This is a genomic window from Streptomyces oryzae, assembly GCF_017676365.1.
GTDB classification, from domain to species: domain Bacteria; phylum Actinomycetota; class Actinomycetes; order Streptomycetales; family Streptomycetaceae; genus Streptomyces; species Streptomyces oryzae.
In genome coordinates this window covers 1-18,196 of sequence record NZ_JADKMA010000044.1, presented here as the reverse complement: position 1 = coordinate 18,196, position 18,196 = coordinate 1, and the positions used below count along the sequence as shown (strand labels likewise).

The 18,196-nt window shown below is 71.4% G+C and carries 16 protein-coding genes and 1 pseudogene; 8 read left to right on the top strand and 9 right to left on the bottom strand.

Annotated elements, in window-relative coordinates:
* Nucleotides 1-9 precede the first annotated feature (9 nt).
* Nucleotides 10-549, top strand: a complete 540-nt coding sequence (locus tag ITI46_RS11250; protein WP_209239333.1) for a TerD family protein — start codon at nt 10-12, stop codon at nt 547-549.
* A 404-nt stretch (nt 550-953) separates the two neighbouring features.
* On the opposite strand, the pseudogene ITI46_RS11245 reads toward ITI46_RS11250, so the two are convergent.
* Nucleotides 954-2,848 (bottom strand): annotated as a pseudogene (locus ITI46_RS11245) (OmpL47-type beta-barrel domain-containing protein).
* Nucleotides 2,849-2,943: 95 nt separating this feature from the next.
* Complete coding sequence (locus tag ITI46_RS11240) at nt 2,944-5,451, bottom strand: ThuA domain-containing protein (RefSeq protein ID WP_209239332.1); 2,508 nt, start codon at nt 5,449-5,451, stop codon at nt 2,944-2,946.
* 208 nt (nt 5,452-5,659) lie between these two features.
* On the opposite strand from ITI46_RS11240, the gene ITI46_RS11235 reads away from it, so the two are divergent.
* The 4 genes from ITI46_RS11235 (at nt 5,660) to ITI46_RS11220 (ending at nt 8,323) form a co-directional block, all read left to right on the top strand.
* Entirely contained in the window at nt 5,660-6,643 is a 984-nt protein-coding gene (locus tag ITI46_RS11235) for a multicopper oxidase domain-containing protein (RefSeq protein ID WP_209239331.1), read from the top strand.
* Between the two features lie 220 nt (nt 6,644-6,863).
* On the top strand, nt 6,864-7,067 hold the full coding sequence (locus ITI46_RS11230; protein WP_030405997.1) for a cold-shock protein: 204 nt from the start codon (nt 6,864-6,866) through the stop codon (nt 7,065-7,067).
* A gap of 177 nt (nt 7,068-7,244) precedes the next feature.
* Nucleotides 7,245-7,808 carry a dihydrofolate reductase family protein gene (locus tag ITI46_RS11225; protein WP_209239330.1) on the top strand — a complete coding sequence of 188 codons (564 nt, stop codon included), beginning with the start codon at nt 7,245-7,247 and terminating at the stop codon, nt 7,806-7,808.
* Between the two features lie 92 nt (nt 7,809-7,900).
* Complete coding sequence (locus ITI46_RS11220) at nt 7,901-8,323, top strand: YchJ family protein (RefSeq protein ID WP_209239329.1); 423 nt, start codon at nt 7,901-7,903, stop codon at nt 8,321-8,323.
* A 9-nt stretch (nt 8,324-8,332) separates the two neighbouring features.
* Here ITI46_RS11220 and ITI46_RS11215 read toward each other — a convergent pair whose 3' ends face one another.
* From ITI46_RS11215 to ITI46_RS11200, 4 genes are read right to left on the bottom strand one after another with little or no spacing between them, the layout of a single operon-like run.
* Nucleotides 8,333-8,722 (bottom strand): VOC family protein, encoded by a 390-nt coding sequence (locus ITI46_RS11215; RefSeq protein WP_209239328.1) that lies wholly within the window; start codon nt 8,720-8,722, stop codon nt 8,333-8,335.
* 18 nt (nt 8,723-8,740) lie between these two features.
* A complete protein-coding gene (locus ITI46_RS11210; RefSeq protein ID WP_209239327.1) occupies nt 8,741-9,946 on the bottom strand; it encodes a saccharopine dehydrogenase family protein in 1,206 nt (401 codons plus the stop codon).
* A gap of 21 nt (nt 9,947-9,967) precedes the next feature.
* A complete protein-coding gene (locus ITI46_RS11205; RefSeq protein WP_209239326.1) occupies nt 9,968-10,867 on the bottom strand; it encodes an Fpg/Nei family DNA glycosylase in 900 nt (299 codons plus the stop codon).
* 42 nt (nt 10,868-10,909) lie between these two features.
* The gene (locus tag ITI46_RS11200) at nt 10,910-11,335 is read right to left on the bottom strand and encodes an OsmC family peroxiredoxin (RefSeq protein WP_209239325.1); all 426 of its coding nucleotides are present in this window, start codon (nt 11,333-11,335) and stop codon (nt 10,910-10,912) included.
* 238 nt (nt 11,336-11,573) lie between these two features.
* On the opposite strand from ITI46_RS11200, the gene ITI46_RS11195 reads away from it, so the two are divergent.
* Both ITI46_RS11195 and ITI46_RS11190 read left to right on the top strand, forming a co-directional pair.
* The gene (locus ITI46_RS11195; RefSeq protein ID WP_209239324.1) at nt 11,574-12,143 is read left to right on the top strand and encodes a glycoside hydrolase family 25 protein; all 570 of its coding nucleotides are present in this window, start codon (nt 11,574-11,576) and stop codon (nt 12,141-12,143) included.
* Between the two features lie 69 nt (nt 12,144-12,212).
* A complete protein-coding gene (locus tag ITI46_RS11190) occupies nt 12,213-12,809 on the top strand; it encodes a hypothetical protein (protein WP_209239323.1) in 597 nt (198 codons plus the stop codon).
* Between the two features lie 73 nt (nt 12,810-12,882).
* On the opposite strand, the gene ITI46_RS11185 is transcribed toward ITI46_RS11190, so the two are convergent.
* Entirely contained in the window at nt 12,883-14,670 is a 1,788-nt protein-coding gene (locus ITI46_RS11185; RefSeq protein WP_247745808.1) for a CoA transferase, read from the bottom strand.
* Nucleotides 14,671-15,060: 390 nt separating this feature from the next.
* The gene (locus tag ITI46_RS11180) at nt 15,061-16,020 is read right to left on the bottom strand and encodes a LysR family transcriptional regulator (RefSeq protein ID WP_209239322.1); all 960 of its coding nucleotides are present in this window, start codon (nt 16,018-16,020) and stop codon (nt 15,061-15,063) included.
* Nucleotides 16,021-16,116: 96 nt separating this feature from the next.
* On the opposite strand from ITI46_RS11180, the gene ITI46_RS11175 reads away from it, so the two are divergent.
* Nucleotides 16,117-16,959 (top strand): LysE family transporter, encoded by an 843-nt coding sequence (locus ITI46_RS11175; protein ID WP_209239321.1) that lies wholly within the window; start codon nt 16,117-16,119, stop codon nt 16,957-16,959.
* Between the two features lie 11 nt (nt 16,960-16,970).
* Here the strand turns inward: ITI46_RS11175 and ITI46_RS11170 are convergent.
* On the bottom strand, nt 16,971-18,196 hold a 1,226-nt coding region (locus tag ITI46_RS11170; protein WP_209239320.1), incomplete at its 5' end, for an AMP-binding protein.

The following is an 18,196-nucleotide window of genomic DNA, read 5'->3' as shown; positions in this document are numbered from 1 at the left end:
GGGGGCAGGATGAGCAGTCTCAACAAAGGGCTCGGCAAGGTGGAGGTCACCCTCAAGTGGGATCCCAGCCCCATGGGGGAGCCGCCGCACGACCTCGACATAGTGGCCGCCACGTACACGGAGGAAGCGCCCTACGGAGAGCCCGCCTACCTCGTCCACTTCGACAGCCGCTCCCCGGACGGCACCATCATCCTCAACCGGGACAGCAAGACGGGGCAGGGCTTCGGCTCCGACGAGGTGATGACCCTCGAACTGGAGCGGCTGGCCGAGCGGTTCGTGCGGGTCGTCGTCGGCGTCGCCATCCAGCAGGGCGAGGGCCACAAGACGTTCGCCCAGGTGCCGAACACCGCGGTGCGGGTCTGTGAGGGCTATGAGGAGTTGTCCGCGAACGACTTCTCCGGCGTCGCGGGGGCCACGGCGGCGACGGTTGCCGAGTTCGCCCGGGGCGAGACGGGGGAGTGGCACCACCGCGTCGTGCTGCGTGGCTACGACGGCGCCCCCGAAGACTTCGCCACCCACATGGGCATCCCGGAGCAACGCTCTTCCTGATCCTGCGCCGTCTGCAGCTGCGCTGGGCCGCCTGCGCTTTGCTGCGCCAGCTGTGCTGTGCGGCGAACGCTTCGCTGTGCTTGGGAGGTCTGCGCATGGGGGTACCCCCTGCTCGAAGAGCTTGGGGGAGCAGGGCTGGCAAGCGCAGCGCACCGGCCCGCACTCGGGGACGATGCATCAGCCCCCTACAAGGGGCGGCCGCCGCCCGGGTGCGGGTCGGTTTCGTTGCCGTCTGCGGCCCGGTGGGCTGCGCTTGCCCACCCTGCGCCCTGGGGGTGCCCCCTGCTCGAAGAGCTTGGGGGAGCAGACTGCCCAAGCACAGCCGGTGCACCAAGCGCAGCCGGGGTGCAGCCCCGAGCACGGCACGGCGCAGCCGAACGCCGCGCCGCGCCAGGGCGAAGCTCCTACAGTTCCTTGATCCGGACGTTCCGATACGACACCACGTCAGTGGTGCTGTGGACTTGGAGCCCCACGTAGCCGGAGGCGTAGCGGCGCCCGTCCGTGCCCGGGTCATCATCGCGTGGGGGTTCGAAGACCTGGCCCCGCGTGTTGTCGAACTCGTTGATCAGCGTGCCGTTCCGGTACACCTCGTAGTGCTGGCCGATCACCCGGATCTCGTAGTCGTTCCAGGTGCCCTTGGGGGTGACGCCCGCGCCTGCCAGGCCGACGCGGTCGAACCCGTAGACGGAGCCGGTCTTGTACATGTCCCCGTCCGGGCGGTCCAGGATCTGCAGCTCGTGGCCGTACTTGATGGCCACCCACTCCGGACGGGACTCTCCTCCGGGTGGTCGTGCACATCGGGGAACCGGGCGAAGACACCGCTGTTGGCACGGCCGTCACCCGGCGCGTCGTCGCGGAACTGGAGCTTCAGTGAGAAGTCCCCGTACTTCCGCTTCGGATACCACAGCATGCCCATGCCCTCGACCTTCGGGTCGCTGGTCATGGTGCCGTCGTCGTTGAGCCCGAACCGGCCGCCGCCCACCTGCTCCCAGTTGGCGAAGGACTCCTTGCTGCCGTCGAACAGATCGCGGTAGCCGGTGTTCTGGCCGGGGGTACCGATGCCGGAACTCCGCGCGGCTCGGTTGATCAGCTTCTGCTCCCGGGCGACGATCACGCCCTCCTTGACGAGCTGTTCGGTGACGCCGCGTACGTGCTTGAGGAACAGCGCCTGGGACGTCCACTCCTTCTCGTCCTCGATCAGTTCGTTGATGGTGCAGCGGCGCTTCGTCATCCGATTGGGTACGCCCGTGTCCACGGTCCCGACGATCACCGTCTCGCGCTCGTCGTACTCCGGGCAGTCGGGCGCCGGCACCCCGCCGCCCGCCACGATCCGGAAGGAGACCTTCTGCGGCTCGGAGGTGTTGCCCGCCTTGTCGGTGGCCCGGTAGGTCACCGAGTGGTAGCCGGCCCGGTCGAGGACCAGCGGCTCGGAGTAGGTGACGTACGGTGCGCCGTCGAGCGAGTATTCGATCGTCTCCACGCCGGACTTGTCGTCCGTCGCGGTCACCGTGACCGTGGCCTTGCCGATGAAGTGGCCGTCGGAGTTCTTGTTTCCCTCGGCCTTGCCCTCGGTCGTCGGCGGGGTGGTGTCCTGGTCCGGCGGTTCGACCACGGTGAAGCTCACCGTCTTCTCCTCCGCCGCGTTGCCTGCCTTGTCCTTGGCCCGGTAGCTGACGGTGTGCTCGCCCGCGTCCGTGACCGTCACCGGTGCGGTGTAGGGCTGGAAGTCCGCGCCGTCGAGGGCGTATTCGACGGTGTCGACCCCCGAGCCCGCGTCCGTGGCGGTCACCGTGACCGTCGCGCTGCCCTGGTAGTTGCCCTCCTCGTCCTTGTCGCCCTCGACCGTGGCGGAGGTCTCCGGGGGCGTGGTGTCCTCACCCGGATCGCCGCCTGTCACCACCAGCGTGCCCTGCATCTGCTGATGCCCCGGAATGGTGCAGTGGTACTTGTAGGTGCCCGGGGTCAGGGTGACCTCCGCGGTGTGCTTGCCGCCCTCCGCGTCGTTGGGCGAGGCCAGGATGTTGAGGTCTACGTCCTGGTTGTAGTCCGGGTCGGAGGTGACGAACGTGAGGGTGTGCGACATCCCGCTGGTGTTGCCGGTCGCCGCGCTGTTCTCGAAGACGATCGTCGCCTTGCCCGCCACCGCGGTCGTCGGTGCAGACGCGTACTTGGTCATGTCGTCGTTCGCCGTCCACGTCAGCACCTGCTCGGCCGCCGCCGTGCCGCCGCCGCTGCGCGCGGCGGGCTGTGCGGCCGGTGCCGAGCCCCACGCCGTGGCGGAAGTGAGGCCGAGCACCATCAGCAGCGCGGCCAGCAGGGCGGTCAGCAGTCTGCGCCGCTCCCGCCGTGCCCGCTGCTCCCGGCTTCGCCGGCGCCTCACGCGCGCACTCGCCCTCATCTGCCCGTCCCCTTCCGCAGTGCCGGTTCGGCCATGTCGCCGGGCAGCGGTGTCGGCTCGCCGCCCTTGTACGTCACCCGCCACAGCGCCGACTTGTCGTCCGAGGTGAAGAACCCGCGCCCGTAGTCGAGCACGTACAGCGCACCGTCGGGACCGAACTTCCAGTCCATGAGGTTGCGGATGCCGTTCTCGCCGACGGGGACGATCGCATCCAGGCTCTCTGCGTGCCCCGGCAGCGCGCCCACGGTGTCGCCGCCCGGCATCACCAGCGCGTGCCGCGGCTGGTCACCGTCGTAGAAGTCGCCCACGAACCACTTGCCGTCCCAGTAGGAGGGCCACTTGACCTTCGACGGGTTGCCGGCGTCGTAGCGGTAGAGGGGTCCGTTCATCGCCGCCTGGCCGCCGCCCTTGAGCCAGGGCAGGGCGAGCTTCTGCTGGTCGAGCTGGTAGCTGGGGACGCCGTTCTCGTCGCGCGGGAAGTCGGGAGCTCCGCCCTGCGGCGAGTACCAGATGTTGTTGTTCCGGGCCGGCGGGATGTTGACCAGGCCGTCGTTGTTGGGCGACTCGTTCTTCAGATGGTCGCAGTCGTACCAGCCCAGCGGCTTGCCCGGGTCGGGCAGATTGCGGTCGCGGTAGGGCTGCTTGTTGCCCATGCAGTAGGGCCAGCCCTGGTTGCCCGCGCTGGTGATCTTGGCGAAGGTGTCGTACTTCGCCGGGCCCCAGGTCGGACTCGGCGTCGGCGCGTCCGGGCCGACCCAGCCCGCGTACAGCGTGTCGGTCTTCTTGTCGACGGCGATCCGCGCCGGGTTGCGTACGCCCATCACATAGATCTCCCCGCGGGTCTTGCCGCCGCCTTCATCGGTCTCCTCGCCGGTGAAGAGGTTGCCCTTGGGAAGGGTGTAGCTGCCGTCGTCCTCGGGGTGGATGCGCAGGATCTTGCCGTTGAGGTTGTTGGTGTTGCCCGCGGTGCGGCGTGCGTCGGCGAAGGAGACACCCTTGAAGTCCGGCTCCGGGTTGTTGCCCGAGTAACCATCGCTGAACCGCGAGGAGTTGTTGTCACCCGTGGCGATGTAGAGGTTGTCCTTGGAGTCCCACGCCATGCCGCCGCCCGCGTGGCAGCAGCTGTGGATCTGCACCGGCCACTTGAGCAGCACCTTCTCCGAGCCCAGGTCCAGCTTGTCGGTCTCCTTGTCCAGAGTGAAGCGGGAGACCCGCCGCTCGGCCATATGGGTCTCGCGGTTGATCTCGCTGTGCGGGGTGTAGTGCAGATACACCCAGCCGTTGTCGGCGAAGTCCGGGTCCAGCTCGATGCCGAGCAGGCCCTCCTCGTTCTTGACCAGCTCGTCGCCGCCGCCCTTGTTGCCGAAGACCGTCAGCTCGCCGGCGAGGGTGACCTTCTCCGTCTTCGGGTTCCAGATGTGCACCTGGCCCTTGCCCTTGCCGATGTCCGGGTCGCTCCAGTCGGTGACCACGGGCTGGGACGCGTCGCCGCCGCCGCGGCCGATGTAGAACACCCGGCCGTCCTTGGCCGTGACCACGCCGTGCGGCTCGCCGATCTGGTCGGACTGGCCGGGCTGGTTCGGCTTGGTGAGCCGCTTCGCCTCGTAGTTGGCGGCGATCGCCGCCTGGCAGTCGGCGCGCGCAAGCCGCGTCGTCCACATCAGCGCACCGCGCAGATGGCTGCGGAAGTCGGTCTCCGCGAAGCTGGCCTTGGTGCCGCCCATGGCGGTGTAGAAGGAGCGGCCGCCGTCGTAGTCGCGGCACCAGGAGACGGGGTGGTCCCAACTGCCCGCGTCCGCACCCGGGTCGTAGCTGCTGGTCCGCACCCGGGCGACCGTGTGCACCTTCCCCGAGGGGTTCTCGCGCCAGTTGAGCCACCTGTCGGGGCGCTTCCACTCGACGGGCAGCTCCTTGGTGGCCGGGTGCTGCCGGTCGCCGACCTCGACGACGGCACGCTGCACCTTCGCCGGGCTGTGCTCGGCGGGCCGGGCGCCGATCAGCCCGCCGAACCACTCCGAGTACGGTTCGGCGCGGGCCGCGTCGTGGATGCCGAGGAAGCCGCCGCCCGCCTCCATGAAGCTCTCCAGCCCGGCCTCCTGCTCGGGGTCGAGCACATCGCCGTCACCGGTGAGGAAGACGACGGCGTTGAAGCGGCCCAGCCGCGGCTTGGCGAAGATCGCCGGGTCGTCGGTCGCCTGGATGGTGAAGTGCTCCTGGGCCGGGCCCTGCTGCCCGATCTTCTCGATGGCCTCGATCGCGGCGTCGACGGTGGGCGACTCCTCACCCGTCGCGCCGTGGAAGACCAGCACCTTGACGTCCTCGCTCCCCGGCGGGCTCGGCAGCGCCAGCTTGGGCGCCGGCGCCCCCGGCGGCGGTGCGGCGAGCGCGGGGGCGCCGAGCAGACCGGCGGTGAGGGCACCGGCCAGCAGGGTGGCGATCCTGCTGCGTCGGGACCGGCGGAGTCGTCGGGGTCTGGCCCGTTTCGGGTGCGGTTGGAGCCGCATGCGTGATCCACCCCTCTTCGGTCACAGAAACGTGGCAGAAGCTAGACCTCTTTCGGCGGTTCGCCAAGGTCTATGACCGCAACTCGACGAACTTTGTCCTGACTGTGGATAAACGGCGCGGTCGGCGCTACCGTCCCCCTCAACTCGCTACGCACGGCGCACCGTTCACCACCCCACCCGCCATCGCTCCCGGGGGAGACGCAGAACGATGACCGGAAACCCCAGTACCCCGAGCCGCCGCTCCTTCAGCAGAGGTCTGCTGGCCTCGGGCGCCGTCGCGGCGGTCGCCGGCAGCGCACTGACAGCCGCGACCACGCCGTCCACCGCCGCACCGGCCCGCTCGGCGGCGGTACGCAGAGCCGGCGCCGGCGGCGAGACCCGGCGGATCAAGTTGTACGCGGAGAAGCTCCCCGACGGGCAGATGGGCTACGGCCTGGAGAAGGGCAAGGCGACCATCCCGGGACCGCTCATCGAGCTGGTCGAGGGCGACACCCTGCACATCGAGTTCGAGAACACCATGGACGTCGCCGCGAGCCTGCACCCGCACGGCGTGGACTACGACACCGCCAGCGACGGCACCAGGATGAACAAGAGCCACGTCGAGCCGGGCGGCAAGCGCACCTACACCTGGCGCACCCACAAGCCCGGCCGCCGCAAGGACGGCACCTGGCGTCCCGGCAGCGCCGGCTACTGGCACTACCACGACCACGTGGTCGGCACCGAACACGGCACCGGAGGCATCCGCAACGGCCTCTACGGTCCCGTCGTCGTGCGCCGCGAGGGCGACATCCTGCCCGACTCCGACCGGCAGTTCACCATCGTCTTCAACGACATGACGATCAACAACCTCAAGAAGGGACCCGACTTCAAGGCGACGGTGGGCGACCGCATCGAGATCATCATGATCACGCACGGCGAGTACTACCACACCTTCCACGTGCACGGTCACCGCTGGGCGGACAACCGCACCGGGCTGCTGGAGGGCCCCGAGGACACCAGCCGGATCATCGACAACAAGATCACCGGCCCCGCCGACTCCTTCGGCTTCCAGCTCATCGCGGGGGAGGGGGTGGGAGCGGGGGCATGGATGTACCACTGCCACGTCCAGAGCCACTCCGACATGGGGATGGCGGGCCTGCTGCTGATCGCCAAACCGGACGGCACCGTACCGGGCCACGACGGGCACCATTGACCAGAGGCCCCTGCCACAGCGCCGCTGAGCTGCGACAACGCGCTGTTGCGCCGGGCGTGGTAGCGTGAAGACGTTGCAGTTTTGGTACCCATACTTATGCGCGCCTGAGCTTTGTGGCTCGGGCGCGTTGTGTCTTCCGGAGCCTTTCTGGATGGGGGTCAATGCGGCGACGCGGAGCGTACGAGGTGTACGACTCCCAGCCACCCTGAAGGAGAAGAAGATGGCATCCGGCACCGTGAAGTGGTTCAACTCGGAAAAGGGCTTCGGGTTCATCGAGCAGGACGGCGGCGGCGCCGACGTCTTCGCCCACTACTCGAACATCGCGGCCCAGGGCTTCCGTGAGCTCCACGAAGGCCAGAAGGTCAACTTCGACGTCACGCAGGGCCAGAAGGGCCCGCAGGCGGAGAACATCACCCCCGCCTGAACGCTTGACGCGTAGCACCACGCTGGGGCCCGCACCATCCGGTGCGGGCCCCAGCGCCTGTTCCGGGGGCCGGTCACGGCAGCATCCACGCCGGCCCACGCGAGATCCCGCGAGTCGCGATGAGTTCCGGGGCCTCCGGCGGTCGTACTGTCGAGCCCGTACCGAGGAGGACTTCTGATGCGCAGCGTGACCTATGCGATGAACGTCTCACTTGACGGCTACATCGTCGGGCCGGACGGAGACTTCGGCTGGACGGCGCCCGACGAGGATGTCTTCCGCTTCTGGATCGACGACATCCGAGAGGTCGGCGTCCACCTGTTGGGACGACGGCTGTACGAGACGATGCTGTACTGGGAGACCGCCGACCAGGACCCCTCGCTCGACGAGGCGATGCTCGAGTGGACCGCGCTCTGGAAGCCGCTGCCGAAGGTGGTGTTCTCCACCACGCTCTCAGCTGTGCAGGGCAACGCCCGGCTGGCCTCTGGCGGCCTGGCGGAGGAGATCGAGCGGTTGCGAGCCGAGCCGGGGGAGGGCGACATCGCGATCGGCGGCGCGACTCTCGCCGCCGAGGCGGCCGCGGCGGATCTGATCGACGAGTACCGGGCCATGGTTCACCCGGTGCTGGTCGGCGGTGGCATCCCGTTCTTTCCCCAGCGCGAGCGCCGGGTGGACCTCGAGTTCGTCGAGACCCGCACCTTCAGCTCGAAAGTCGTCTACCTCCGCTACCGCGTGGCACGCTAGCCGGCTCGTCCGCCGAGCCGCCGGGCTTTCGTTTCCCTCCCCCTTTTCCGGCCTGATGCCTCCGCCGTCCATGGGTCCGGCATCATGAGCACATGGCCCGACGCACATCCGCCCGCACCGCTCGCCGCCCCGCCGTGCCCTCGGCCTGCCCCTGCGGAGGCGCCCGCTACGCGGAGTGCTGTGGCCGTTTCCACCGCGGCGAGGCGACACCCGCCACCCCGGAGGAGCTGATGCGTTCGCGTTACGCCGCCTTCGCGCTGGGGGAGACGGCGTATCTGCTGCGCACGTGGCATCCAGACACCCGTCCCGCGGCCCTCGACCTTGACGGCGGTCCCCGCTGGACGGGGCTGGAGATCCTCGGCACGTCCGGCGGCAGCGCCTTCCACGACGAGGGAACGGTCACCTTCCGTGCCCACTACCTGGGAGCCGACGGCAGCCCCGGCGTGCAGCAGGAGCGCAGCCGGTTCACGCGGCTGGACCGGGTCTGGATGTATGTGGACGGAAAGGTGTCCTGAGGTCCCGCCTCAGTCCCCGGTGACGTCCTGCGGATACCAGCGCAGCTCGACGGTGTTGCCGTCCGGGTCCCGCACGTAGATCGACTGGGCCGAGCCCCGCGCCCCGAAGCGGCTGACCGGACCCTCCAGTACGTCGAAGTCGCCCGAGTCGATGACCGTCTGCCAGTCGAGCGGCTCGACGACCAGGCAGAGGTGATCGACGTTCGACTCCCCGCGCGGGCGGTCCAGCAGATCGATGATCGTGGTCGGACTGACCCGCACCGACGGGAACGGGACCTGGCCGGCCCGCCACTCCTCGACCCTGACCGGCTCCAGACCCAGCGGTCCGCAGTAGAACTCCAACGCGCGCTCGACGTCCCGCACATTGAGCACGAGATGGTCGAAATCCTTTACTCGCATGAATGGCCTTCCGACGGCTCAGTCCTCGGATTCTTCCAGTACGCGGAACTCCAGCCCGGCGCGGATCAGCCGTCCGGTCAGCGCCTCGCCCATCGCGACCGAGGTGGTCACCTGGCCCGAGGTGGACGGCAGGTCGTCATGGGCGAGGCAGAGCGCCCCCTCGGCGAGCATCTTGGCCGTCTCGTCGTAGCCCGGGTCGCCGCCGGCCACTTCGGTGACCACCCGGCGCCCCCCGCCCCGCCCGACGAAGCGCACCGAGAACCAGCTGCGCGCCCGCCGCCCCTCGTCGGGCCCCTCGCCGGGACCCAGCCGCGAGGCGAGGAAGCGCCGCAACGGCGGCAGTTGCGCCGCGGCGAACAGGCCGCCGACACCGGCGATGCCGCCGACGGCGACCGGCAGCCGGCGTACGGCCGCGTAATGGCGGTAGGTGAACGCGGGGCCGTACCGCTCCAGCTCCGCCGCCGAGCGCCCCACGATCTGCGGGTCGAGCGTCGGCAGCGGCACGGCCCACAGCCCCAGCTCGTCCTCGCGTCGCACCGTGCCGGTCGGGGTGCGGATCGTACGGTGCGCGGGGCGCGGATCGGCGGCGCGGCGGGCCTTGGCGGTACGGAGCATCCGGTCGGCCCGGGAGAAGGACAGCAGCGCACTGGCGAACGTACCGCCGGAAAAGGCCGCGTTGGAGCGTACGAAGCCGTCCACGCTCAGCGGTACGCCCGCAGGCAGCTGCTCCACCGTGAAGCGGGCGCCCAGGTCGTGCGGCACCGAGTCGAAGCCGCAGGCGTGCACCAGCCGGGCGCCGGTCTCCTTGGCTCGGGAGTGGTGCCGCAGATACATCAGGTCGACGAACTCCGGCTCGCCCGCCAGGTCCAGATAGTCCGTACCGGCCTCGGCACACGCGGCCACCAGCCGGGCGCCGTACCGCAGGTAGGGCCCCACGGTGCTGGCCACCACCCGGCTGCGGGCCGCCAGTTCGGCCAGGGCGCGGGGGTCGTCGGCGTCGGCGCTCAGCAACGGAACGTCCGCGGTGTGCGGGTGCTCCGCGGCCAGCCGCTCGCGCAGGGCCTTCAGCTTCCGCTGATCGCGCCCGGCGAGCGCCCAGCGGGTGGTCCTGGGGGCATGTGCGGCCAAATACCGACCGGTCAGTACGCCAACGAAGCCGGTCGCCCCGTACAGCACGACATCGAACTCCCGCGGCCCGCCCTCGGGCGCCTTCGCGTCAGCCACAACCAACCTCTCCGTCGGCTCTCATTTCAGCAGACGCGACAGCCGCCGGTCCGCGAGGGGCTTCCCACCGGTCTGGCACGTGGGGCAGTACTCCAGCGTCGAGTCGCGGAAGGAGACCGAACGGATGGTGTCCCCGCACACCGGGCACGGCTCTCCCGCGCGGCCGTGCACCCGCATCCCGAGCCGCTTGCCCGCCTTCAGCTCGGCGGCCGACATCCCACGCGCCCGCTCGACGGCGGAGACGAGGACCTCCCGCAGCGCCGTGAACAGGGTGGTGACCTCGGCATCGGACAGATCCGCCGCGAGCCGGAACGGCGACATCTTCGCCGCGTGCAGAATCTCGTCCGAATACGCGTTGCCGATTCCCGAGACGACCGACTGGTCCCGCAACAGCCCCTTGATCTGCTGCCGCCGGCCTGTCGGCAGCGCCGCGAACGCCTCGCGGTCGAAGCCGGGGGAGAGGGGGTCGGGGCCGAGCCGCGCGATGCCGGGCACGTCCTCCGGATCCCGTACGACGTGGACCGCGAGCCGCTTCTGGGTGCCCGCCTCGGTCAGATCGAACCCCTCGGCCGGTTCGCCCGCCAGCTCCAGGCGGAGCGCGAGCGGGCCCTTGCCCGGGCGGGGCGGCGCGGCGGGCAGCGCATCCTGCCACCGCAGCCAACCCGCCCTGGCGAGATGGAAGACCAGATGCAGGCCGTCATCCGGCCGGGCACTGCCGGCGCGCTCCCCGCCCAGCGCCAGGTCGAGGAACTTTCCGTGCCGTACGACCTCGGTGAAGGCCCGGCCTTCCAGGGCGTCCAGCGGCGGGTCGTACGTCTTGAGCACGCTGATCGCGACCGGCAGCACCCGCCGGACGGTGCGCCCGGTCAGCCGTTCGGTCAGGAAGCCGCGCAACGCCTCGACTTCGGGAAGCTCCGGCATGGTCCCTCCTCCCGGGATGCGGCCCGGCCAGGACGCCGGTCCTCAGACCAGCTTGGCCTCATGGGTGATCGGTGTGGCCTTCAGCGCCTGGCTGACCGGGCAGTTCTGGGCGGCCTCCGCAGCGGCTGCAGCGAAGGCGGCCTGGTCCATGCCGGGCACCTCGCCCTCGATGGTCAGGTGGATACCGGTGATGCCCGTGCCCGGCTGGAAGTCGACGGCGGCCTTGGTGGTCAGCCTGGTGGGCGGAGTGCCCGCCTTGCCCAGGGCGGCGGAGAGCGCCATCGAGAAGCAGCTGGAGTGCGCCGCGGCGATCAGCTCCTCCGGGCTGGTCCTGCCGCCCGGCTCCTCGGCGCGGGATGCCCACGAGACCGGGTACTGGCCGATGCCCGACGAGTCGAAGGTGACGGTGCCCGAACCCTCCGTCAGGTTGCCGTTCCAGACCGTGTGGGCGGTGCGTGTGGTGGCCATTGCGCTCTCTCCATAACGTCGGCATCAACCGTGTCGTATGACTCGCAGTACCCGATCCTGCGCCCCCACCACCTGCGGCGCACTCCCTGACGCGCCGGGTGTTTGCTTTCCGCTCAACACGTTCGACAACTTCCGGCCGTACGAGGGCCTGCGCGGGGGTACGGTGTGACGCTCAGCGGGTATCAAAGCGTAATCGGCATCATGCAGAGAGTGAAAAGAGAGTGGGTGGCGCACAGTTATGATCAAGGGGATCGACGTCTCCTCGTACCAACCGGAGGACTACAGCACCCGGGGCATCGAGTTCGTCTTCATAAAGGTCACCGAGGGGAAGTCCTACACCAACCCCAAGTGGGTCGAGCAGCGCAAGACCGGCCGGGACGCCGGCCTGGTCACCGGCTTCTACCACTTCGTCAGGCCGGGCAGCATGAAGTCCCAGGCCGACTACTTCCTCTCGAAGATCAAACTCGTCGCGGGCGACATCCTGGCGCTGGACTGGGAGGACCCCAAGGTCAGCAATGACGAGAAGGACGAGTGGATCAAGTACGTGCAGGACAAGGCCGACGGCCACAAGGTCCTGCTGTACTGCAACCGGGACTTCTGGCTCAACCGCGACAAGACATCCTTCGCCGGGGACGGCCTGTGGATCGCGGACTACAACGGCAAGCCCGGTGAGCCCGGCATCAAGCACCGTTGGCGCTTCCACCAGTACACGAGCGACCCGATCGACACCAACCTGGGCGAGTTCGACAGCCGCGAGGCGCTCCGCACCTGGGCGGGCGGCAAGAAGGACGACTCGGGCGGGAAGTGAGCCGGTGCGGCCTTCACGGGCGGTGGCCTAGGGTCCCGCCCGTCACCAGGGAGGGATACGCTCCCGTGCATGCCGGAAGCCAACTCCCCCTCCTCCCCAGCCCCCGCCCGCACCGACGACAGCGCTCCTGCTGACGGCAGTGGTCCTGCTGACGACAGCGCTGCTGCCGACGCCAGTGCTCGTTCCGACAGCAGCGTTCGTTCCGACAGCACCGGAACGCCGCCGCCCGCGCCGGCCGGCTCGAACGAGCCCGCCGGGACGGGGAAGTCCTCCGGGCCCGGGCAGCCCTCCGGCCGGGACGAGCAACCCGCGTCGGACGGAGCGGCGGACGAGCCGACGGAGGGGCGTGCGGCGAGCGGGCCGGCCGAGCCGGACGACGAGCCCGAGGAGGACCGGCCGGCGTTGACGCCACGCCAGGCGCGGCGCATACGCATAGTCCTCTCCGCCGTCGTCATGCTCGCGGTGGCCGTCGCCTTGGTCGTACGGCTGGAGTCGGCGCCCTCGGTGCTCACCGTCGGCTTCTACGGCGTCGCGCTGATCCTCTCGGGCACGGCCATCGCGCTCAGCCGCAGGGGCCGCACCCGGGTGGCGACGGCGGTACTGGGGCTCGGTTTCGTCCTCGTCGTGTTCGGCGAGTGGCTGCTGGGCTTCTCGGGCGGCCCCTGATCCCCTCGCCGTTCCCGGCTCACCGGCGACGCCGGGCGGGGTGCCGCCAGCGGCGACGGCCGGGGCGTTGCCGTCAGACCCACTCGGTGGCATCGCCGCCCACCTGGCCGGTGACCCGGGCCCAGTCGAGGGGGCTGCCTGCCGCGCTCGGCGTCGCGGAGCCAGCCGGGCCGAAGCCGACGGGGGAGAGCGCGTACCGCAGCCGGCCGAGCGGGCTGTCGGCCTCCGTCAGCCAGGGCGCCTGGTCGAACGCGGGCTGCGCCGCGCCCGCCGCCTCGCGCGCCGCCCCGCCGGGCTGGGCGCCGGGTTCGGTACCGGCCCCCGTACCGGCCCCCGTACCGGCTTCCGCCGCGGGCAGGTCGTGCAGCAGCCAGTGCGCTGTGCGGGCCAGTGAGAGCCGGACCAGCCGGGAACCCGCGGTGCCGGTGCGCTGCTCGGTGAGGGCGCGGAGCAGCCCGGCGGCCAGCAGATAGCCGGAGCCGTGGTCGAGTGCCTGGGCCGGCAGTGCGCCGGGCGTGAGATCCGGGGAGCTGCTCACCTTGCCCGCTGTTCCGGACCCGCCCGCCGCCTCCAGGCAGGCGATACCGGTGGCGGCCTGCACCAGACTGTCGAAGCCCCGGCGGCGCTGCCACGGTCCGTGGGCGCCCCAGGCGCTGAGCTGGCCCACCACGAGGCCCGGCCGACGGTCCATCAGCGACTCCGGTGCCAGCCCGAACCGGTCCAGCGCACCGGGCCGGTAGCCGGTCACCACCACGTGCGCTGAGGCCAGCAACTCCTCGAAGGTGGTCTGGCCAGCGCGGCTGGACAGGTCGAGCAGCGTCGAGCGCTTGCCCAGGTTCGTGTCCGCGTGCGTGTCCAGGAACTCGGGGCGTTCCGGTGCGTCGATCCGCAGCACGTCAGCGCCGAGCAGCGCGAGCGTACGGGTGGCGACCGGGCCGGCCAGCACCCGGGTCAGGTCGAGAACGCGCAGACCGCGCAGCCCGCCAGGGCCTGGCGGACCGTCCAGCGCCGGCGTGGGGGCCCCGTCCAGCCTGCTGAGGGACACCAGCGGGGTCGGCGCGACGGCTGCCCGCTGCGGATGCGACTCCCACTCCTCCGGGGTCCGCACGGCGACGGCCAGCCCGCCCTCCGCGTACACCGCCTCCTCGACGTCCAGCGCCTGACGGCCCGCCAGCTCGGTGGCCACCCGGCCCGCCGCCGCCTCGTCCTCCGCGGGGCCGTGGTCGGACATGCCGAGTGCGGACAGCAGCCGGGCGCGGTGATGGGGGTAGTTGGCGTGAGTGCGCACCCAGCCGTCAGCCGTACGCCAGAAGCGGGACAGCGGTGCGAAGGTCACCGGAGCCCGGCCGTCGATGCGCACCAGCCGGTCGCTGAGGAAGGCGGTGGCCACGGCACCGTCGTCCACCCGGACCGGCGGCAACAGCGCGCTGCGGGCGCGTACGCACGAGAACTCGGCTGCCGCAAGAGAACACGCAGCCACGGTGGCGGAGGCCAGCTCCAGCACGGGCAGCGCGGAGGGGAGCAGGCCCGCGCGGCGCTCGCGCGAGACGCGGGCCAGCAGCGCCGGATCGCCGCCGAGCGCCGTCCACGCCTGTGCCGCGCCCGACTGCTGCGCGGAGTGTCCGGCGGTGGCTGCTGCGCCCTCGGGGGACTGCGGTCCGCCGGGACCTGATGCCGCGGCGCCGGTGGCCGACGGCGCGGCACCGCCGGAATGGCCACCTCCGTGCTCGAACTCGCCGGGCACGAACTCGCCGGGCACGAACTCGGTGTCGGACTTCGGGGCGCTCGCGGAGTCGCGCGCGGCGAAGTCCCCGGCCTCCCCAGGCTTCCCGGCCGCAGAAAACTGATCCATAGCAGGCATTTTGACACCCACTGGCACTGGATCGGGTGACGGCGGGGCGGTGCGGGGCCGACGTTGCGGCGGCCGGCCGTCGGATCGCCGGACCGCGGGCCGGTCGGACGGGCGTCCACGCGTGCGGCTCGGTGTCCCCGCGTGCGGCGCGGGGGCCTCGGCGTGCGGCTCGGGATCCCCGCGTGCGGCTCGGGGGAGCCTGCCGGCGGCTCCGGACCCTGCTTGGGGCTCGGCGGCGCCTGCGGCTCGGCCGCGCTTGGCCAGGGGCTGCCCCGCTCGCCGTACGTGAACCCTGCGGGTGGGAGGTGGCTGGTGGGACAGCTGGTGGGGCACCCCCTACTCGAAAGGCTTGGGGGAGCAACCCCGCGCCCGCAACGGGGCGCGTCCCCTCGCCGTGACTCAGCCCGGCCCGGGCTGAGTCGTCGCGTACTCCGCGGCTGCGGCCCTGAGCGCGGCCAGACCGCGGGCGACGAGGGGCTGCTGCTCCGCGCCCCGGCGGACGCAGGTCAGTACGCGGCGTATGGGGGCGTGCGGGCCGGACAGCGGTACGCGGGTCACCGGGAGGCCGGTGGGCACGGGCGCCAGCCGGGGGATCAGACAGATGCCGAAGCCGTGCGCGACGAGGGAGGCGACCGGCGTCCAGTCGACGGCCGCGTGGGCGACCCGGGGCGTGAACCCGGCAGCAGCGCAGGCGGCCAGCAGCAACTGGTGCTGGTCGTTCGGATCGCCGGCGCGGATCCAGGACTCCTCGGCGGCGTCGGCCAGCGTCACCCCGGCGGGGTCCCCGGCTTCCCCGTCCTGCGAACGTGCTCGCCGGGCGAACCGGTGGCCGTCGGGCACCAGCAGGTCCTGCGGCTCGGTGAGCAGCGGCTGGTGCAGGAACTGCCGGTCGTCCGGGGGCGGGCTGCCGGGCGACGGCAGGACGACGGCGATGTCGGCGGCGCCGCTCAGCAGCAGGCCGTGCCGGTCCTCCGCCGGGTCTTCGGACAGCTCGACCGTCACCTGCGGCAACTCCTGCCGCAGCCGTGCCGCTGCAGGGGCGACCAGCGTGGCGAGTGCGGTGGAGATCGCGGTGAAGCACAGCCGCCCGGCACCACCGCGCCGGTAGGCGGCCAGCTCGGCGGCTGCCGCCTCCCAGCGGGCGTGCAGCGCGTCGGCGTGCTCCAGCAGCGCCAGCGCCGCGGGTGTCAGCCGCACCCGGCGGCCCACCGGCTCCAGCAGCGGCAGGTCCAACCGGGCCGCGAGCTGCCGCAGTTGCTGGGAGACGGTGGAGGGCGTCAGATGCAGCGCCTCGGCGGTGGCCGTGACCGTGCCGCACCGGTGCAGCACCCGGAGCGTCTGGAGACGGGGATCTATCATCCACCCATCATGGCGCCACCATGTCGCTCTGCCGAACGATACGGTGCGGAAACTTTCGATGGACTCGAACGGTGTGCGGCCGTGAAGCTGCGAAGTATGACGCTCTCGCTCACGCATACGGCGAACCTCGGAGCGGCTTCGGCGCCGTCCTCCGTGCCGGACGCGGTCGTCGCCGGCCTGGTGGCCGGGTACGCGGTCGCCATCCCGGTCGGCGCCCTCGCCGTGCTGCTGATCAGCCTGACCGCCCGTACCTCGCTGCGGGTGGGCGCAGCGGGCGCCCTGGGCGTGGCGACCGCCGATGGTGCCTACGCCACCGTGGCCGTCGTGGGAGGGGCGGCCGTCGCCCAGGCCGTCGAACCGATCGCGGTTCCACTGCGCTGGACGGCCTCCGCCGTGCTGGTGCTGATGGCCGCCCGCTCGGCCCGCGCAGCCGTACGAGGCCTGCGCCAGGCGCGCGCTGACCGGCTGCGGCAGCCGAAGCGCGCGGCCCGGCTGCAGCTGCAGACCGCACCGCCGGACGGCGGGCCCGCCGAGCGGGACGCCGGCCGCGCCCGCGAGCGCCCAGACTGCCAGGGGCCTGGCTGCCACGAGCCCGGGACCGCCGCGCCGGTCCTTCGCGGCGACCCCGCGCTGGGCACCCCCTCCCGGGCCTATCTGGGGCTGCTCGGGCTGACGCTGCTCAACCCCTGGGCGATCATCTACTTCTCCGCGCTGACGCTGGGCAACCAGCACCTCGGCGGTACCGACGGGCCCGGCCGCGCCGCCTTCGTCGCCGGGATCGTCTTCGCCTCGGTGACCTGGCAGCTGCTGCTCGCCACGGGCGGTGCCGCGCTGGGCCGCGCCCTGACCGGGCCGCGCGGCCGTGCCGTCACCGGTCTGGCCTCCAGCGCCGTCATCGCCGCGCTGGCGGTGGCCCTGGCCGCCGGGATCGGAACCTGAGCGCCACCCCCTCAGGAGCTGACCGCCGCAGCCGCTCCCCGGCGCTTCAGCACTCCCTTGGCGAGCTTGCCCGTCGGAGTGCGCGGCAGCCGGTCGGTGAACTCCACGGTGCGCGGGACCTTGTACCCGGCGAGGTGTTCCCGTACGTACGCCAGCAGTTCGCCTTCCAGATCCGGGCCCGCCGTGCCGGCCGCGTCCGGTTCGGGCTGGACGACGGCGTGCACCGATTCGCCCATCTCCGCGTCCGGTACGCCGATCACCGCCACATCGGCGACTTTCGGATGCAGCGTCAGACAGTCCTCGATCTCCTGCGGGTAGATGTTCACCCCGCCGGAGATGATGGTGAACGCCTTGCGGTCGGTGAGGAAGAGATAGCCGTCCTCGTCGACGTGGCCGATGTCGCCGGTCGTTGTCCACGTGGGATGCCGGGGGTGCTGGGCCTCGGCGGTGCGCGCGGGGTCGTTGTGATAGCGGAACGGCAGCTCGTCGCGGGCGAAGTAGACGGTGCCGGTGGTGCCGGCCGGTACCTCGGTGCCGTCGTCCGCGCAGATCCGGACCTCGCCCAGCGGCCCTGACCGGCCGACCGAGCCCGGCTTGCGCAGCCACTCCTGCGGGGTGATGGCGGTCAGCCCGTTCCCCTCCGTCGAGGCGTAGTACTCGTACAGCACCGGCCCCCACCACTCCAGCATCCGCCGTTTCACCTCGACCGGGCAGGGCGCGGCAGCATGGATCGCCACCCGCAGCGAGGACAGGTCGTACCGCTGCCGCACCTGCGCGGGCAGCTTCAGCATCCGGACGAACATCGTCGGCACCCACTGGCTGTGCGTGACCCGGTACCGCTCGACCAGCTCCAGCGCCCGCACCGGGTCGAACGCGTCCATCAGGACGACGGTGCCGCCGGTCGCGGTGACCACGGCGCAGAACCGCAGCGGCGCCGCGTGGTAGAGGGGCGCGGGGGAGAGGTAGACGGCCGAGGAGTCGAAGCCGTAGAGCGCGGAGAACAGCGTGACGAGCGGCGATGCGGCCTCCGTCAGCTCCTCACCGGAGAGCGCGGGCCGAATCCCCTTGGGCCGCCCTGTGGTGCCGGAGGAGTAGAGCATGTCCGCGCCCCGTGGCTGGCGGGCGGGCGGCACCGGCGAGGACGCGGCCAACGCGGCCTCGTAGTCGGCGTAATGCTCCGGGTGAGCCGGGTGAGCTGGGTGAGCCGGATGGGGCGGGTGAGCCGGATGGGGCGGGT

Excerpts from the sequence above, each read along its gene's own strand:
- ITI46_RS11180 (WP_209239322.1), bottom strand. The coding sequence starts at position 16,020 with ATGATAGATCCCCGTCTCCAGACGCTCCGGGTGCTGCACCGGTGCGGC.
- ITI46_RS11240 (WP_209239332.1), bottom strand. The coding sequence starts at position 5,451 with ATGCGGCTCCAACCGCACCCGAAACGGGCCAGACCCCGACGACTCCGC.
- ITI46_RS11185 (WP_247745808.1), bottom strand. The coding sequence starts at position 14,670 with ATGCCTGCTATGGATCAGTTTTCTGCGGCCGGGAAGCCTGGGGAGGCC.
- ITI46_RS11235 (WP_209239331.1), top strand. The coding sequence starts at position 5,660 with ATGACCGGAAACCCCAGTACCCCGAGCCGCCGCTCCTTCAGCAGAGGT.
- ITI46_RS11225 (WP_209239330.1), top strand. The coding sequence starts at position 7,245 with ATGCGCAGCGTGACCTATGCGATGAACGTCTCACTTGACGGCTACATC.
- ITI46_RS11200 (WP_209239325.1), bottom strand. The coding sequence starts at position 11,335 with ATGGCCACCACACGCACCGCCCACACGGTCTGGAACGGCAACCTGACG.
- ITI46_RS11195 (WP_209239324.1), top strand. The coding sequence starts at position 11,574 with ATGATCAAGGGGATCGACGTCTCCTCGTACCAACCGGAGGACTACAGC.
- ITI46_RS11215 (WP_209239328.1), bottom strand. The coding sequence starts at position 8,722 with ATGCGAGTAAAGGATTTCGACCATCTCGTGCTCAATGTGCGGGACGTC.
- ITI46_RS11190 (WP_209239323.1), top strand. The coding sequence starts at position 12,213 with ATGCCGGAAGCCAACTCCCCCTCCTCCCCAGCCCCCGCCCGCACCGAC.
- ITI46_RS11230 (WP_030405997.1), top strand. The coding sequence starts at position 6,864 with ATGGCATCCGGCACCGTGAAGTGGTTCAACTCGGAAAAGGGCTTCGGG.
- ITI46_RS11220 (WP_209239329.1), top strand. The coding sequence starts at position 7,901 with ATGGCCCGACGCACATCCGCCCGCACCGCTCGCCGCCCCGCCGTGCCC.
- ITI46_RS11175 (WP_209239321.1), top strand. The coding sequence starts at position 16,117 with ATGACGCTCTCGCTCACGCATACGGCGAACCTCGGAGCGGCTTCGGCG.
- ITI46_RS11205 (WP_209239326.1), bottom strand. The coding sequence starts at position 10,867 with ATGCCGGAGCTTCCCGAAGTCGAGGCGTTGCGCGGCTTCCTGACCGAA.
- ITI46_RS11250 (WP_209239333.1), top strand. The coding sequence starts at position 10 with ATGAGCAGTCTCAACAAAGGGCTCGGCAAGGTGGAGGTCACCCTCAAG.